The 15,766-nt window shown below is 69.5% G+C and carries 13 protein-coding genes; 3 read left to right on the top strand and 10 right to left on the bottom strand.

Annotated features, from left to right (window positions below):
* Positions 1–26: 26 nt before the first annotated feature.
* Both AB0O44_RS07035 and AB0O44_RS07030 read right to left on the bottom strand, forming a co-directional pair.
* Positions 27–1,394, bottom strand: coding sequence for a GAF domain-containing serine/threonine-protein kinase (locus AB0O44_RS07035; protein WP_364135948.1), 1,368 nt, complete (start codon positions 1,392–1,394; stop codon positions 27–29).
* A 186-nt stretch (positions 1,395–1,580) separates the two neighbouring features.
* Positions 1,581–3,194, bottom strand: a complete 1,614-nt coding sequence (locus AB0O44_RS07030; protein ID WP_290256992.1) for a peptide chain release factor 3 — start codon at positions 3,192–3,194, stop codon at positions 1,581–1,583.
* A gap of 327 nt (positions 3,195–3,521) precedes the next feature.
* Between AB0O44_RS07030 and disA the strand changes: the two genes are divergently transcribed.
* Entirely contained in the window at positions 3,522–4,598 is a 1,077-nt protein-coding gene (disA, locus tag AB0O44_RS07025; RefSeq protein WP_290256993.1) for a DNA integrity scanning diadenylate cyclase DisA, read from the top strand.
* A 65-nt stretch (positions 4,599–4,663) separates the two neighbouring features.
* On the opposite strand, the gene AB0O44_RS07020 is transcribed toward disA, so the two are convergent.
* The gene (locus AB0O44_RS07020) at positions 4,664–5,344 is read right to left on the bottom strand and encodes a hypothetical protein (protein ID WP_364135944.1); all 681 of its coding nucleotides are present in this window, start codon (positions 5,342–5,344) and stop codon (positions 4,664–4,666) included.
* A 96-nt stretch (positions 5,345–5,440) separates the two neighbouring features.
* Between AB0O44_RS07020 and AB0O44_RS07015 the strand changes: the two genes are divergently transcribed.
* Entirely contained in the window at positions 5,441–6,463 is a 1,023-nt protein-coding gene (locus AB0O44_RS07015; protein ID WP_364135942.1) for an A/G-specific adenine glycosylase, read from the top strand.
* A 24-nt stretch (positions 6,464–6,487) separates the two neighbouring features.
* Here AB0O44_RS07015 and dhaM read toward each other — a convergent pair whose 3' ends face one another.
* The 5 genes from dhaM to AB0O44_RS06990 all read right to left on the bottom strand — a co-directional run bounded on the left by dhaM (position 6,488) and on the right by AB0O44_RS06990 (position 11,882).
* Positions 6,488–7,159 (bottom strand): dihydroxyacetone kinase phosphoryl donor subunit DhaM, encoded by a 672-nt coding sequence (dhaM, locus tag AB0O44_RS07010; protein WP_364135940.1) that lies wholly within the window; start codon positions 7,157–7,159, stop codon positions 6,488–6,490.
* Positions 7,156–7,797 carry a dihydroxyacetone kinase subunit DhaL gene (gene dhaL / locus AB0O44_RS07005; RefSeq protein ID WP_290256997.1) on the bottom strand — a complete coding sequence of 214 codons (642 nt, stop codon included), beginning with the start codon at positions 7,795–7,797 and terminating at the stop codon, positions 7,156–7,158. The genes dhaM and dhaL overlap by 4 nt, the downstream gene beginning before the upstream one ends.
* A gap of 2 nt (positions 7,798–7,799) precedes the next feature.
* On the bottom strand, positions 7,800–8,801 hold the full coding sequence (dhaK, locus tag AB0O44_RS07000) for a dihydroxyacetone kinase subunit DhaK (protein WP_364135937.1): 1,002 nt from the start codon (positions 8,799–8,801) through the stop codon (positions 7,800–7,802).
* 392 nt (positions 8,802–9,193) lie between these two features.
* On the bottom strand, positions 9,194–9,703 hold the full coding sequence (locus AB0O44_RS06995; RefSeq protein WP_290256999.1) for an amino-acid N-acetyltransferase: 510 nt from the start codon (positions 9,701–9,703) through the stop codon (positions 9,194–9,196).
* Between the two features lie 58 nt (positions 9,704–9,761).
* Positions 9,762–11,882: an alpha/beta fold hydrolase gene (locus AB0O44_RS06990; RefSeq protein ID WP_364135935.1), complete on the bottom strand. Its 2,121-nt coding sequence runs from the start codon at positions 11,880–11,882 to the stop codon at positions 9,762–9,764.
* Between the two features lie 124 nt (positions 11,883–12,006).
* On the opposite strand from AB0O44_RS06990, the gene AB0O44_RS06985 reads away from it, so the two are divergent.
* The gene (locus AB0O44_RS06985) at positions 12,007–12,453 is read left to right on the top strand and encodes a Rieske (2Fe-2S) protein (RefSeq protein ID WP_364135932.1); all 447 of its coding nucleotides are present in this window, start codon (positions 12,007–12,009) and stop codon (positions 12,451–12,453) included.
* 127 nt (positions 12,454–12,580) lie between these two features.
* Here AB0O44_RS06985 and AB0O44_RS06980 read toward each other — a convergent pair whose 3' ends face one another.
* Both AB0O44_RS06980 and AB0O44_RS06975 read right to left on the bottom strand, forming a co-directional pair.
* Positions 12,581–15,073 carry an ATP-dependent Clp protease ATP-binding subunit gene (locus tag AB0O44_RS06980; protein WP_290257002.1) on the bottom strand — a complete coding sequence of 831 codons (2,493 nt, stop codon included), beginning with the start codon at positions 15,071–15,073 and terminating at the stop codon, positions 12,581–12,583.
* Between the two features lie 348 nt (positions 15,074–15,421).
* Entirely contained in the window at positions 15,422–15,748 is a 327-nt protein-coding gene (locus tag AB0O44_RS06975) for an Lsr2 family protein (protein WP_364135929.1), read from the bottom strand.
* Positions 15,749–15,766 lie beyond the last annotated feature (18 nt).

Here is a 15,766-nt window from a genome sequence, read left to right as displayed (position 1 = left end):
TGCGCTGCCTCCCTGGCCCGGGCGGATCAGCCCGCGGCCAGCTCCCGGCCGCGCAGCCTCAGCTCCAGGTCGTTCATGACCAGGGCGGCCAAATCCTCGAGCGTGCGGGTCTCCTCCTCGCTGAAGTCCCGGGGCTCCCGGTCCAGGATGCAGAAGGTGCCCAGGTTGTAGCCGTCGGGGGTCCGCAGCGGGATGCCGGCGTAGAACTGCAGCCCGAAGTCGCCGGCCACCAAGGGATTGGCGAGGGTCCGCGCGTCGTGGGTGGCATCGTTGACGATCCAGGGGCCGTCCTGGAGGATGGCCGAGGCGCAGAGCCCTGGGTCGCGGCCGATCTCGCTCACGTCGGTGCCGTGGTGTGCCTTGAACCAGATCCGGTCGTGGTCGACGATGCTGATGATCGCCACCGGCACGGAGAAGACACGGGCGGCCAGCGCCGCGATCCGGTCGAAGGAGCCGTCCGCGGGCGTGTCCAGGATGCCGTAGCGCTCCACGGCCAGCATCCTTCCGGCCTCGTCGGGCACCGGGGCCCCACGGCGCCGCCGTCCGGAGGTGCTGATGATTTCCTGGCGCAGGGCCAGCGCCACCTCCCTTGCCGCGGGCCGATCGGCCGGGTCCCTGGAGAGCATGGAGGCGAGCAGTTCCGCCCATTTCGGCGCGAGCCCGTCGGGGATTTTCGGGTCGTGAAGGAGCCGCGCGACGGCGGACTGGATCGGCGCGCCGGGGTAAGCCATGTTTCCGGTGAGGCCCTCCAACAGCACCAGACCCAGGGAGTAAACGTCGCTGGCGGGACCGGCCGGGCCGCCTGAGGCCTGCTCGGGGCTGAGGTAGGCGGGCGTTCCGGAGGTGCCGCCGTCTTCCGCGTCGTCCTCCGGAGCATCCGCGAAACAGGCGACGCCGAAGTCGGTGAGCTTGGCCCGCGGCCTGCGGTCCTGGTTGCTGTAGTCCACCAGCAGGACGTTTCCGGGTTTGACGTCCCGGTGCACCACGCCGTGGTGGTGGATGTAGGACAGGCCTTCGGCCAGGTCGTAGCCGATGTGTGCCATATGCGCGGCAGAGAGCGGCCCGCGCAGGGTTCGGTGCCGCAGGTCCTGGCCCGGCACGAACTCCATCACCAGGTAACTGAGTTCCTGGCCGTCGTCGTCGTGGTCCGAACCGGCGTCCAGCAGCATCACCAGGGCATGGTGGCTCATTCCGGCGAGGATGCGGGCCTCCTGCCGCTGCAGCCGGACGGCACCGGGGCCTTCCGGGTCGGCGCGGAAGAGTTTCACGGCTACCTCTCGGCGCAGCTGCTGGTCGTAGCACCGGTAGACGGTGGACTGGCTTCCCCGGCCGATCAGGGACTCAATCCGGTAGCGCCCTCCAAACAGGGAGCCCGGTTCGATGGTGATGGTCAACGCGTGTAGGTGTTCCCTCGTTCGGGGTCCGCTGAACCTCGGCGGATCGGTGCTGTGAGCTGGCCTGGGGCCGGCGCCCGCAAATTAGCAAGGTTACTTATGATAACGCGGAATCGCCGGAATGATAGGGGCCGCGGCGTTTATTTCGCCGCGGTCCCCGGGCGTCCGGGCCAGGTGATGCGGTGGCTACTTCGCGGGGTTGTGGGTGCCGATCGGGACCAGCGTCAGGTCCGGCAGGTTCTTCTCGATCCGCCGCAGCGCCCACACGTCGTTGAAGAGGGCCAGGTACTCGCCGTCGGAGCGCAGCAGCACCTCCGCGCCGGTGACGTTGGCCAGCGCGGGCATGGCGTCCGCCGTCGTAATCCGGGCCAGCGAGTAAGGCAGCCGCTCCAGCCGCATCGGGGCGCTGAAGTCGTGGGCCATCCGGTCCTCGACCACCTCGAACTGCATGGGGCCGACTGCGGCGAGCACGGGTGCCTGGTCGCCGCGGATGTCCGAGCGGAGCACCTGGATGACGCCCTCGTGCTCGAGCTGTTCGATGCCGCGGCGGAATTGCTTGAAGCGGCTGGGGTCCTTGGAGCGGGCCACCTGGAAGTGTTCCGGCGCGAACAGCGGGATCGCGGGGAATTCCACCGGCTGCTCCAGGAACAGGCTGTCACCCACCCGCAGCGCGGAGGCGTTGACCAGGCCCACGACGTCGCCGGGGAAGGCCTCGTCGATCACCTCGCGTTCGCGGCCGAAGACCTGCTGGGCGTACTTGGTGGCGAAGGACTTCCCGGTGCGGCCCTGGGTGACCACCATGCCGCGTTCGAAAACGCCGGAGCAGACCCGGATGAAGGCGACGTGGTCGCGGTGGGCCTTGTTCATGCCGGCCTGGACCTTGAAGACGAAGCCGGCGAACGGGGCGTCCACCGGCCGCGGGTCGCCGTCGACGTCGGGGCGGGGTGCGGCGGGCGGGGCGAAGTCCACCAGCGCATCCAGGATCTCCTTGACGCCGAAGTTGAGCGCCGCGGAGCTGAAGAGGATGGGCGTGGCCTTGCCGGCGTGGAAGGCCTCGACGTCGAACGCGAGGTTGGACTCGATGACCAACCCGGCCTCGTCCACCGCGTTGGACCAGTCATCGCCCTGGCTCTCGGCGGCCTCTTCCGGGGTGAAGTAGTCGGTCAGGGCGATGTTGGCGCCGGCGTTGTTGCGCTGGAACCGGGCGAAGCGGTCGTTGCGCAGGTCCCAGACGCCGCGGAAGTCGCCGGAGATGCCCACGGCCCACGTCAGCGGCATGGGCTGCAGACCGGTGCGCTCGGTGATCTCGTCCATCAGCGCCAGCGCGTCCAGGCCGGGGCGGTCCCACTTGTTGATCACGGTGATGATGGGCAGGTTCCGCTGCTTGCAGACCTCGAAGAGCTTCATGGTCTGGGTTTCCAGGCCCTTGGCCGCGTCCACCAGCATGACGGCGCAGTCAACGGCCGCGAGCACGCGGTAGGTGTCCTCGGAGAAGTCGGCGTGGCCGGGGGTGTCCAGCAGGTTGATGACGGTGTCCCGGTAGGCGAACTGGAGCGCCGCGGAGCTGATGGAGATGCCGCGGTCCTTTTCCATCTGCATCCAGTCGGAGACCGTTTCCTTGCGGTTGGCCTTGCCGCTGGACGCACCGGCGGTGCCGATCACCTTCGCGTGCAGCGCCAGCGCCTCGGTCAGCGTGGACTTACCGGCGTCGGGGTGGGAAATGACTGCGAAGGTCCGGCGCCGGCCCGCCTGCTTGTGAATCTCCTGGACTCGGGCGGGGCTGTGGACATCTTGAGACACGGTGCTACTTTCGCTGCGGCTTGGGGCGGGTTCACTGCGCGGAGAGCCCGCGATACACCCAGGACTCCAGTTTATCGCAGGGGCGGGACAGCCCCGGCGGAGCCCAAAATGCGGTCCGCCGGGGTCCGCGGGAAGAGCACTTTCCGGGCCCCGCCGGAGTGCTCCCATGGACCACTTTGGGGCTTGTCCGTGCGGAAAACGGGGCACCGTACCCCTATGATGGTGCTACCGGGCGACCGGGCATTTTTGTTCTGACCGGCCACCGCGTGAAATCCGCGGATCCGGCGCACAGCAGGCAGCGGCCTGCACCTTTGAAGGGAAACACCCATGGCTCGGAGCCCCGAAGACGCACTCAAGGCGACGCTGGCCAGGGTGGCCCCCGGCACCGCCCTTCGGGACGGGCTAGAACGGATCCTGCGCGGCCGCACCGGCGCGCTGATCGTGCTGGGCATGGACCGGACCATCGAATCCATCTGCTCCGGTGGGTTCGAGATCGGCATCGACTTCTCCCCCACCCGGTTGCGGGAACTGGCGAAAATGGACGGCGCGATCGTCTGTGACAAGGACGCCAGCAACATCCTGCGCGCCGGAGTGCAGCTGGTGCCCGATTCCAGCATCGAGACCCAGGAGACCGGCACCCGGCACCGGACCGCCGAGCGCGTCGCCATCCAGACCGGCGTGCCGGTCATCTCCGTGAGCCAGTCGATGCAGATCATCGCCCTGTACGTCAACGGGCTGCGGCACGTGCTGGAGGGCTCCGAGAAGGTCCTGGCCCGCGCCAACCAGGCCCTCGCCACCCTTGAGCGGTACCGGTCGCGGCTGGACCAGGTCACCAGTTCCCTGTCCGCCCTGGAAATCGAGGCGATGGTGACCGTCCGCGACGTCGCCGTGACCCTGCAGCGCCAGGAGATGGTCCGCCGGATCTCCGAGGAAATTTCCCAGTACGTGCTGGAACTCGGCGAGGACGGCCGCCTCTTGTCGTTGCAGCTGGACGAGCTCACCGTGGGCCGCGGTCCCGGCAGCGACGTGATCATCCGGGACTACTCGGGCCCGCACGCCTCGGTCGAGGACATCGACAAGGCCGTCAAGGCCCTCGTCAGCCTGGATTCGACGGAGCTGATCGACCTAGGCAAGATCGCCGGGATCGTCGGGTTCGCCGGCGGGGAGGCCAACCTCGACGCCGTCGTCCAGCCGCGCGGCTACCGGTTGCTGTCCGGGCTGAAGGCGGTCCCGAAGGCCGTGGCCGACCGGCTGGTGGACCACTTCGGCGGCCTGCAGTTCCTGATGGCGGCCACCATCGATGACCTGATGACCGTGGACGGGATCGGCGACCAGCGCGCCCGGACCGTCCGCGAGGGCCTGAGCCGGATGGCGGAGGCCAGCCTGCTGGACCGGTTCCTCTAAACCGGCTCCGCTAAACCGGCTCCCTCAACCGGCTCCGCCGGGTTTTCTCCTCGAGACCGGCAGGCTTAGCCGAGCTGGAAGACGGCCTTGGGGCTGGTCTTGTTCCCCAGCCGCGCCGTGAAGACGTAGTACGCGCCGCCGCCTCCGGGCTGCGCCGCGACTGCCTTGCACCCGTCGACGGACCGGTTCCGGGCCCACGGGAAGTTGGCCGTCTCGCTCTGGCCGGGTCCGATCGACTTCACCAGGTCGCCGCTCTCGGCCTGGCAGTCCGCCGAGGAGAAGATCCGGTCCGCGCCGCTGGTGACGACGTACTCCATCTGCGAAGTGCCGATATTGACCTCACAGGGGACCTGGTTGCCGTTCGTGACCTTGAGCGTCAGCAGCGGGTTCTCGCCAGGACCGTAGACGGCCTTGTCCGTGGCGGCACTGACGGTGATCAGCTTGTCGTCGCAGGCCGACGTCGGGCTGGGCGTCGCGGAGGCAGTCGGGCTAGCGGACGCTGAGGCGCCGGCGGAGGCCGTCCCGGACGCGGCGGCAGACGCGGTGGCGCCGCTAACGTTGGCGCTGCCTGCCTGCCCTGCGTCGTCGGAAGAGCCGCCGGAAAGGGCATTGGAGACGGACACGACACCGGCCACGGCGAGCGCCAGGACCAGGAGCAGGACGGCGCCAGCAAGGAGGCGTCGACGGCGGTAGACGGCTTTACCCGGTTTCCGGGCCGTACCGCGAGCGTTGCCTTGCCTGACCATTCTTCTAGGCTAGAGAACCGCGCCTCCGATCACGCACCACCACGCCGCTGGTCCGGCTATGGTGCGCGTCTCTATTAAGCTGGTCCGATCAAAACAATGACTCCCTCCCCCGAAACAACGGCCGCCCCCACCGCGCCCGGCTCACCCGCCGCGCAGGCAGTGGGCGCCCCCGCCGCTCCGCCCGCCGGCCGGCTGGCGGAGCTCCACGCTGCCCTGGACTCCTGGTTCGCGGACACGGCCCGGGACCTGCCGTGGCGCGAGGCGGACCGCACCCCCTGGGGCGTCCTGGTCAGCGAGATCATGCTGCAGCAGACCCCGGTAGTGCGGGTGCTTCCGGTGTGGGAGGAGTGGCTGCGGCTCTGGCCCGAACCGGCCGACCTGGCCAAGGAAGCCCCCGGCGAGGCCGTCCGCGCCTGGGGCCGGTTGGGCTATCCGCGGCGCGCCTTGCGGCTGCACGCTGCCGCGGCGGCGATCGTCAATGACCACGACGGCGACGTGCCCGGCACCTACCCGGAGCTGCTGGCGCTGCCCGGCGTCGGAACCTACACCGCGGCTGCCGTCGCCGCCTTCGCCTTCGGCCGCCGCGAAACGGTGGTGGACACCAACATCCGCCGGGTGCACGCCCGGCTGATCGGCGGCGCCGCGCTGCCCGCCCCGGCCCTCACCGCCGCGGAGATGCGCCTCGCGGCGGAGCTGCTGCCCGAGGGCGGGCCGGAATCGGTGCGCTGGAACGCCGCTGTGATGGAACTCGGAGCCCTGGTCTGCACCGCCCGCTCACCGAAGTGCGGGCAGTGTCCGGTCCGGGACGCGTGCGCCTGGCTGGCCGCCGGGGAACCCGCGCCCACTTACACCCCCAAGGGCCAGGCCTGGCACGGCACGGACCGCCAGGTCCGCGGGGCTGTGGTCGCGGTGCTGCGTGTTGCCGAGGCACCGGTGCCCAGGGAGCTGCTGGACCGCGCGCCCGCCGACCTGGGGTTCACGCCTGTCGGGATCGGTATCCCGCTGGCCGCCCTGCACCGGCTGAATGCCCCGCCGGAACAGCTGGAGCGTGCCGTGGCCGGGCTGCTGGCCGACGGCCTGGCAGAACAGCATCCGGCCGGGCTGCAGCTGCCGGCCTGAGCGCCCAGACGAACTAGGTGAAGCCTAGGGCTCACCAAACCCGTCGCTGATGAGTCCGCCCAGGTAGTCGACGGCCTTGACCGCGTCCGGACCGCTGGCCTCGATGTGCAGCACGGTGCCCTGCCCGGCACCCAGCATCATCAGCTCCGTCATGGACTCCCCGTCGACGCCGTTGATGGTGACCGTGGCGTCCATTCCCGCGAGGCTCCCAGCGATCTTGGCGGCCGGCCGGGCGTGCATGCCGGCCTTGTTGACCAGTTCGAAGTCTCCCTGCGCGTCCGGAGCCGCGGCGCTCTCCGCATGGACGTGGTGGTGCTCCGGCGGCCGGTAGACGGCCTCGGCCGCCTCCTTCACGGTCTCCGCGTCGGCTCCGGTCTGCGCGGACACCGCGGCCGCCACCAGGCCCTCGATCAGCGGAGCATCGGCCAGGTGGATGGAACCGGGGTCCGCGGCAAACTCCACGGCAGATTCCGCAGTCATCACGGCGGAGCCCAGGTCCGTGAGGACCACCACGCCCTCGCCGCCGTCGGCCTGTTCCAGCGCGGCCATGACCTTCTCCAAGCTGGTACCGATCCGCCCGTCGTCGGTGCCGCCCGCCGCGATGATGGGCACGTCCGGCGCCATCTGGGCGGCGAGTTCAACGGCGCCCTCGGCGATTTTCGCGCTGTGTGAGACCACCACCAGCCGCACCGTCATGCGGCGCCCTCCGCAGCCTCGGCGGCGGCGCGCAGGATCAGGGCGGTGGACACGGCCCCCGGGTCGCGGTGGCCGATGCTGCGCTCCCCCAGATAGCTGGCGCGGCCCTTCCGCGCCTGCATCGGGTCGGTGGAGACGGCCCCGGCCTCCGCGGCGTCAGCCGCCGCGGCCAGCACACGTCCCGGGCTTCCGCCGTCGGCCCCGGCAGCCGCCGAGCCCGCGTCGACGGCAGGGGTCCAGGCATCCACCATGGTCTTGTCCCCCGATTCGGCCTTGCCGCGGGCCACGATCCCGTCCCGGGCTGCCGTCAGCGCCGTGGCGAGCGTGCCGGCGTCGATGTCCGCGGCGTCACCGAGGGCGGTCGCCGCCCGCAGGAAAGCGGTGCCGTACAGCGGTCCCGCGGCTCCGCCCACCTTGGACATCAGCGTCATGGCGGTCAGCTTCAGCGCGGCTCCGGCGGTTTCCGGGGGCGCCTCGGCGAGCTTGTCCATTACGGCTTTGAAGCCGCGGTCCATGTTCTCGCCGTGGTCCGAGTCCCCGATGGGCCGGTCCAGTTCGATCAGTTCCACCCGGTGCTCGGCCATGGCCTCGGCCGACAAGGTCAGCCAGCGGACGGCCCAGCCGACGTCCAGCCCCACGGTCAGGCGCCCCAGCGCAGGGCCGCGGTGTGCACGGGTGCATCCCAGAGGGCTGTCATCTCGTCGTCGAGCCTCAGAACGGTGATGGAGCAGCCCTGCATCTCGAGGGAGGTGATGTAGTTGCCCACCAGCGAGCGCTCCACGCGCACGCCCTGCTCCTCGAGCCGGTGCACCGCGCGGCGGTAGACGATGTAGAGCTCGCTTTGCGGGGTGCCGCCCATGCCGTTGACGAACAGGAGGACCTTGTCCCCGGACGCCAGGCCCAGGTCGCTGACCACCGGGTCCAGGAGGCGGTCGGTGATGCCGTCCGCGGGCTCCATGGGGATCTTCTGCCGGCCGGGTTCGCCGTGGATGCCAATGCCGATCTCGATCTCGTTGTCCTCCAGCTCGAAGCTGGGGACACCCGCGTGCGGGACCGTGCAGGCGGTCAGCGCCACGCCCATGCTGCGCACGTTCTGGTTGACCCTGTCCCCTATCGCGGCGACGGCATCCAGGTCATCGCCGCGTTCGGCCGCGGCGCCGGCGATCTTCTCGACCAGGACGGTGCCGCCCACGCCCCGCCGCCCGGCGGTGTAGAGCGAGTCCTGCACGGCGACGTCGTCGTTGACCAGCACGGTGCGGACCTCAACTCCCTCGGCCTGGGCGAGTTCGGCAGCGGTCTCGAAGTTCAGCACGTCGCCGGTGTAGTTCTTCACGATGTGGACGACGCCGGCCCCGGAGTTGGAGGCGAGGGTGGCGGGCAGGATCTGGTCCGGCGTCGGCGAGGTGAAGACGGCGCCGGGGACCGCGGCGTCCAGCATGCCCTTCCCGACGTAGCCGCCGTGCAGGGGTTCGTGGCCGCTGCCTCCGCCGGAGACGAGGCCCACTTTCCCGGCCACCGGGGCGTCCTTGCGGACGATGTATTTCGGGTCGGGGTGGACGGTGACGAGGTCCGCGTGGGCGAGCCCGAAGCCCTCCACTGATTCGTCGACCACGGCCTTGGGATCGTTGATGAGTTTCTTCATGGCTGCGCTCCTGGATGGTGTCCTGGCTGCTTTGGTTGAACCCTACTACCGGCGTCCGGCCCGCGGTAGGCTCCGGGGCCGGGCGGGACTGCGGAGGGGAATTCCGGCCACGCGTCCGGCCCCAGTCCCTCCTGCGGGGGCAGCCGCCGGCCGGGGCGCAAGCCGCCGCCGGCTTCACCGCCACCGCCGGCGCCGTCCGTTGCTCCGCCGTCGTAGGCCGGAGCGTCGCACGGCGGCAGCGGAGGGGCGTCCACGGACATCTGGAACGCGGAAAAGTCAGGAAAGATGACACGGTGATGCACAGTCTGCCTCCGGACGACGGCGGCCCTTCCCCGCCGGGCCGGCATCAGTTTATCCACCGAGTGGAGGTGGCGGAAGAGGCCGGGTGGCCCTTACAAGGCGCGGATCATCCGGGTGTTGCCGAGGGTGTTGGGCTTGACCCGGGCCAGGTCCAGGAACTCGGCGACGCCCTCGTCGTGGGAGCGCAGCAGCTCGGAGTAGACCACCGGGTCCACCGCCGTCTGGTCCGCCATGACGGCGAAACCGTGGCGCTTGAAGAACTCCACCTCGAAGGTCAGGCAGAAGACCCGGGAGACGCCCAGCGCGCGGGCGTCGTCCAGCAGGTGCTCCACCAGCTGGTGACCCACGCCCTTGCCGCGCCACGCGTCGGAGGTGGCCAGTGTGCGCACCTCGGCCAGATCCTCCCACATCACGTGCAGCGCGCCGCAGCCGATGACCTCGCCGTCGGGCGATTCGGCGATCCGGAACTCCTGCAGGCTCTCGTAGTAGGCGACCGTCTCCTTCGCCATCAGGATCCGCTGGTCCGCCAGGGGCGCCACGAGGGTCTTGATCGCGGCGACGTCATGGGTGCGGGCAGGGCGGATCCGGATGGGCTCAGTCACAGCCCCATCCTACGGCTCCGCCCCGCCGCCCCCGTGCTTCTCCCGCCTCCCCGCCGGGCTAGACGCCCAGCTCCGCGGGCACCGCGATGTCCTCCTCCAGCAGGTGCCGGGCGAGGAAGTGCTCGATGACGCCGTACCAGACCTTGGCGTGCTGCGGCTGCAGGATCCAGTGGTTTTCGTCCGGGAAGTAGAGGAACCGGTGGTCGGTGCGGCCATCCCCGTCCGCGGCGAGCTGGGACTTGGCGAGCAGCTCGTACCAGAGCCGCAGGCCCTCGCCGATCGGCACCCGATAGTCCTTGTCGCCGTGGATCACCAGCATGGGGGTGCGGATGTTCTCCACGAACAGGTGCGGGGAGTTAGCCGCGGCCATCTCCTCGGTCATTTCCTTCAGCCAGTACTGGGCCGCGTCGGTGGTGGGGCCGAACTGGTCCAGTGCCCAGAGGCTGGCGTGGGTGACGATCGCCTTGAACCGGTCCGTCTGGCCCGCCACCCAGTTGGCCATGTAGCCGCCAAAGGAGCCGCCCATCGCCGCGGTGCGGGTCTGGTCGATGTCCGGCCGGTCCACGACCGCGTCGGTGATGGCCATCAGGTCCGTGAAGGGGGCCTTGCCCCACTCGCCCCAGCCGCTCTGGATGTGGTCCTGGCCGTAGCCGGTGGACAGGGCCGGGTCCGGGAGCAGGACGGCATAGCCCCGGGCCACCAGCAGCCACGGGTTCCAGCGCCAGGTCCAGGCGTTCCAGGAGCCCAGCGGGCCGCCGTGGATCCAGAGCAACAGCGGAGCAGGGCTCTCCGCCGAGGCGTCGTCGGGCAGGGCCAGGTAGGCGGGGACCCGCCGGCCATCCGCGGCGGTGGTTTCCACCCGCTCCAGCCGGCCCGGGTGCGCAGGGCGCCCGGCGGGGGCGGGCAGCCGGGTGACGTCGCCTGAGGCGAGGTCGATCCGGACCGCCTCGGCGGGGAATTCGTAGGAGCTGCGGAGCGCGTAGGCATGCTGCCCGTCCGGTGAGACGACGACGTCGGTGTAGGCCGCGGCGTCGTCGGTCAGCCGGCGCGGTGAAGCGGACGGGGCGCCGGTGCCGGAGTCCGCCACGTCCACCCGGAACACCGGGGTGGCCCCGTCCTCGTCCGCGGTGACCAGCAGGGCCGATCCGTCCGGCAACCAGGCGGCCGGGCGCGGCCAACGGTCCCAGCCTTCCGCCAGCGGGCTGAGCCTCGCGTCGGGTCCGGTGAGGTCCAGCAGGTGCAGCCGGACCTGCGGCGCTTGTTCCGGGGTGGTGTCGGTTTCGCTGAGCACGGCCAGGGTGCTCCCGTCCGGGCTGACGGGGCCGGGGAAGTAGCTCATGCCCGGCTCATCCAGCAGGACGCGGGTGGTGCCGGTGGCGACGTCCACGGCCACCAGGACGATCCGGGAGTCGGCGTTGGCCAGCGGCCGGGTGAAGCTGCTGTAGATGGTCTTCCCGTCCGGGCTGACCGACATATCGGCCTCCCGGAGCCCGCTGCCCGCCTCCGGGGTGAGGTTGCGCAGGGTGGCGGGGGTGGCGGCGTCGACCGTTCCCGGGGTGCCGTTCTCCGGTTCCGTGCCGGGTTCGACGGCGAAGATCCGCGGCTGGCCGGGACCGAGGTCGGCATCCCAGTACCGCACCGGATAGCCGGTGTGCAGGATGGCGGCTACCTTCTTGTCCTTGCGGGCCTTCCGGCGCTCCTCGTCATCGGTTTCGTCCATGGAACCGGCCAGCACCGGGGCGGTGACGAACACGGCGTCGGCGTCCCGGGCGGCCAGCACGCCGCTGACCCCGCCGGCGCGGGAGAGAGCCAGGCGCGCTTCTCCGCCGTCGGCCGGCAGCGCCCAGAGGGCCTTAACGGCGTCGGCGTCGGGGTTCTCCGGGTCGGGTCGCTCGGAGGTGAAGTAGAGGGTGCCGTCGGCGGCGAACGCGGCTCCGGCCTCGCCCTTGGCGCTGCGGGTCAGCCGACGGGCCGGGCGCGTCCCGGCCGGGTCGATCTCCCAGAGCGCGGTGCGGTAGTCGGTGCCCTTATCGTTCAGGGTGGCGACGGAGGTGACCAGGCGCCGGCCGTCCGGGCTCATCGCGAGGCCGCTGAGGCGCGGGATAGCCAGGTAGTGGTCCAGGTCGTGGAAGGGTGTCTGCGGGAGCCCGCCGGTCGAAGGCGTTTCGGTTGAAGGCATGGTCCGATTCAACACCCGATGTGCCCCCGATCACACCGGGTTCACTAAGAGTGAAACAATACTTTCAAGTTTCCGGTGTGTAGGCCCGCAGCCAATTCCCAGCGCCGGTTGGCAGAATGGGGCCATGAATGCTGAACAGATGCTCCCCCGACGTTCCCTGCTGCTTGGCGCCGGAGCAGCCGGCGGCACTGCCCTGACGCTCTCCGCCTGCTCCGGGCCGGAGTCCGACGCGGCCGCCACCAGCGACGCCGCGGCGTCTTCCGTCCCCGCGGGCACCCCCGTGCAGGTGGGGAAGGTCAGCGAGGTCAAGGTGGGCGGGACCGCCACCGGCAAGGTCAACGGCAAGGCCGTGGTGATCTTCCGCCCGGACGAGAAGACCGTCCTGGCCTACGACGCGGCCTGCACCCACGCGGGCTGCCCGGTGGCCCCGGCCGGCGGCGACTTCGAATGCCCCTGCCACGGCTCCTCCTTCAAGGGCAGCGACGGCAGCGTCATCCAGGGCCCGGCCCGCGCGCCGCTGGCCAAGCTGAAGGCCGCGATCGACGGCGAGTGGATCACCGTCACCGCCTGATGACCCGTCGCGGCCCTGGGCGCGGGCCTCGACGCTTTAAGGCTTAACGACGACGGCCCCGGCCGCTCCCGCGAGGGAAGCGGCCGGGGCCGTTGCGTCTGGTGCCATGCGGAGCAGCGAACCTGCCCTAGTGGGTCGGCGCGATCTCCGGGATGCTCGGCTTGGCGTTGCCGGCGAAGGTGAACTTCGCGTCGTCGCCCTCGCCCTCGACGTCGACCACCACGATGTCGCCGGAGTGCAACTCACCGAAGAGGATCTTCTCGGAGAGCTGGTCCTCGATCTCGCGCTGGATGGTGCGGCGCAGCGGCCGGGCACCCATCGCGGGGTCGTAGCCGCGGGTCGCCAGGAGCACCTTGGCCGCGGGCGTGAGCTCGATGCCCATGTCCTTGTCCTTGAGGCGGCGCTCCAGGCGGGTGACGAACAGGTCGACGATCTCGATGATCTCGTCCTGGGTCAGCTGAGGGAAGACCACGACGTCGTCAACACGGTTCAGGAACTCGGGGCGGAAGTGCTGCTTGAGCTCCTCCGTGACCCGGGCGCGCATCCGGTTGTAGCCGGTCTGCGTGTCCGTGCCGGACTGGAAGCCGGTGGCGACGCTCTTGGAGATGTCCCGGGTACCGAGGTTGGTGGTCATGATGATCACGGTGTTCTTGAAGTCCACCACGCGGCCCTGGGAGTCGGTCAGGCGGCCGTCTTCCAGGATCTGCAGCAGCGAGTTGAAGAGGTCCGCGTGGGCCTTCTCCACCTCGTCGAAGAGCACCACGGAGAACGGACGACGCCGGACCTTCTCGGTCAGCTGGCCGCCTTCCTCGTAGCCCACGTAGCCCGGAGGGGCACCGAAGAGCCGCGAGACGGTGTGCTTCTCGGAGTACTCGGACATGTCCAGGGTGATCAGCGCGTCTTCCTCGCCGAACAGGAACTCCGCGAGGGCCTTGGCCAGCTCGGTCTTGCCGACGCCGGTGGGGCCGGCGAAGATGAACGAGCCGCCGGGACGCTTCGGGTCCTTGAGGCCGGCACGGGTGCGGCGGATCGCCTGGGACAGGGCCTTGATGGCCTCGTCCTGGCCGACGACGCGCTTGTGCAGTTCCTCTTCCATCTTCAGCAGGCGCGAGGACTCTTCCTCGGTCAGCTTGAAGACCGGGATGCCGGTGGAGTTCGCGAGCACCTCGGCGATGATGTCCTCATCCACCTCGGAGATGTCGTCCATGCCGCCGGTCTTCCACTGGCGTTCCTTCTCGGCGCGTTCGGCAATGAGCTTCTGCTCCTTGTCGCGCAGCGAGGCGGCTCCTTCGAAGTCCTGGGCGTCGATCGCCGATTCCTTCTCCAGCTTCATGGCCGCAATCTTCTCGTCCATCAGCTTCAGCTCCGGCGGAGCGGTCATCCGGCGGATGCGCAGCCGGGCGCCGGCCTCATCGATCAGGTCGATGGCCTTGTCCGGCAGGAAGCGGTCCGAGATGTAGCGCTCGGACAGGCTCGCGGCCGAGGCGAGGGCGCCGTCGGTGATGGTCACGCGGTGGTGCGCCTCGTAGCGGTCACGCAGGCCCTTGAGGATCTCGATCGCGTCCGCGACGGAGGGCTCCTTGACCTGGATCGGCTGGAAGCGGCGCTCCAGGGCGGCGTCCTTCTCAATGTGCTTGCGGTACTCATCCAGCGTGGTGGCGCCGATGGTCTGCAGCTCGCCGCGGGCCAGCATGGGCTTCAGGATCGAGGCCGCATCGATGGCACCCTCGGCCGCGCCCGCACCCACCAGGGTGTGGATCTCGTCGATGAACAGGATGATGTCGCCGCGGGTGCGGATCTCCTTGAGGACCTTCTTCAGTCGCTCTTCGAAGTCACCGCGGTAGCGGGAGCCTGCCACCAGGGAACCGAGGTCCAGGGTGTAAAGCTGCTTGTCCTTGATGGTTTCCGGGACGTCGCCGCGGACGATCGCCTGGGCCAGGCCCTCGACGACGGCGGTCTTACCGACGCCGGGTTCACCGATCAGGACGGGATTGTTCTTGGTGCGGCGGGAAAGGACCTGCATGACGCGTTCCATTTCCTGCTCGCGGCCGATCACCGGGTCGAGCTTGTTCTCCCGGGCGGCCTGGGTCAAGTTCCGGCCGAACTGGTCGAGGACGACCGAGCCGGCGGGGGTACCCTCGGCCTGGCCGGCGCCGACACCGGCTCCGGCGGATTCCTTGCCCTGGTAGCCGGAGAGCAGCTGGATGACCTGCTGGCGGACCCGGTTCAGGTCTGCTCCGAGCTTGACCAGCACCTGGGCGGCAACGCCTTCACCCTCGCGGATGAGGCCGAGCAGGATGTGCTCGGTGCCGATGTAGTTGTGGCCGAGCTGCAGGGCCTCGCGCAGGGAGAGTTCCAGCACCTTCTTGGCCCGCGGCGTGAAGGGGATGTGACCGGACGGCGCCTGCTGGCCCTGTCCGATGATCTCCTGCACCTGCTCGCGGACGCCGTCGAGCGAAATGCTCAAGGACTCGAGGGCTTTGGCGGCAACACCTTCACCCTCATGGATCAGACCCAAGAGGATGTGTTCGGTACCGATGTAATTGTGGTTCAGCATGCGTGCCTCTTCTTGGGCAAGCACAACTACGCGACGGGCACGGTCCGTAAATCGCTCAAACATTTCGCCACACTCCTAGCTACGACGTACTTTGATGCTACGTGGCGGTCTTCGTAATTTGTGGCTTGTTCGCCACAGGGGAAACCGGGGCGGTTGCGGGGACCCGGGCGGCGTGCACGGCCCGTGTATGCGCTCCTACCCGGTTACCTCCGCCGCACCAGGCCGGGTGGTCCCCGGAAACGGCCCAAACACTGCCCGGCCGGGCTCCGGCGTCGGCACGCCGGGCCAGCCTCCGGACGGTAACCGGGGAGGAACGTACGGACCCCGGACGCAGCGAAGCCCCCACCGGATGGCGGGGGCTTCGCTGTAGGCAATTCGTTCCGGCCCTAGGGGCCGGAAACGGCGCCAATCTTAGGAATTGGCCTTTTGGTAGGCTTCCTGAATTTCGGCCTGGATTCGGCCGCGGCTGTTGACCGCGTAGCCATTGTCACGGGCCCACTGGCGAATCTGGGCCGAATCCTGATTTCGGCCGCTGGCGGCCTTCGTGCGGGCGGGCCGGCCGGCGGACGTTTTGCGGGCCTGGCCCACATAACGTTCGAGCGACGAGCGCAGTTCTGAAGCATTGTTGGCCGACAGGTCAATTTCGTAACTGACGCCGTCCAGCCCAAACCGGACAGTTTCGTCCGCGGATCCCCCATCCAGATCATCCACGAGGATGATTTCAACTTTCTGTGCCATAAAGACTCTCTTTTCGAA

Source organism: Arthrobacter sp. NPDC080082 (genome assembly GCF_040686595.1).
Classification (GTDB): Bacteria; Actinomycetota; Actinomycetes; order Actinomycetales; family Micrococcaceae; genus Arthrobacter.
The sequence above is the reverse complement of the archived record's forward strand: the minus strand, read 5'-3'. Positions and strand labels throughout refer to the sequence as shown.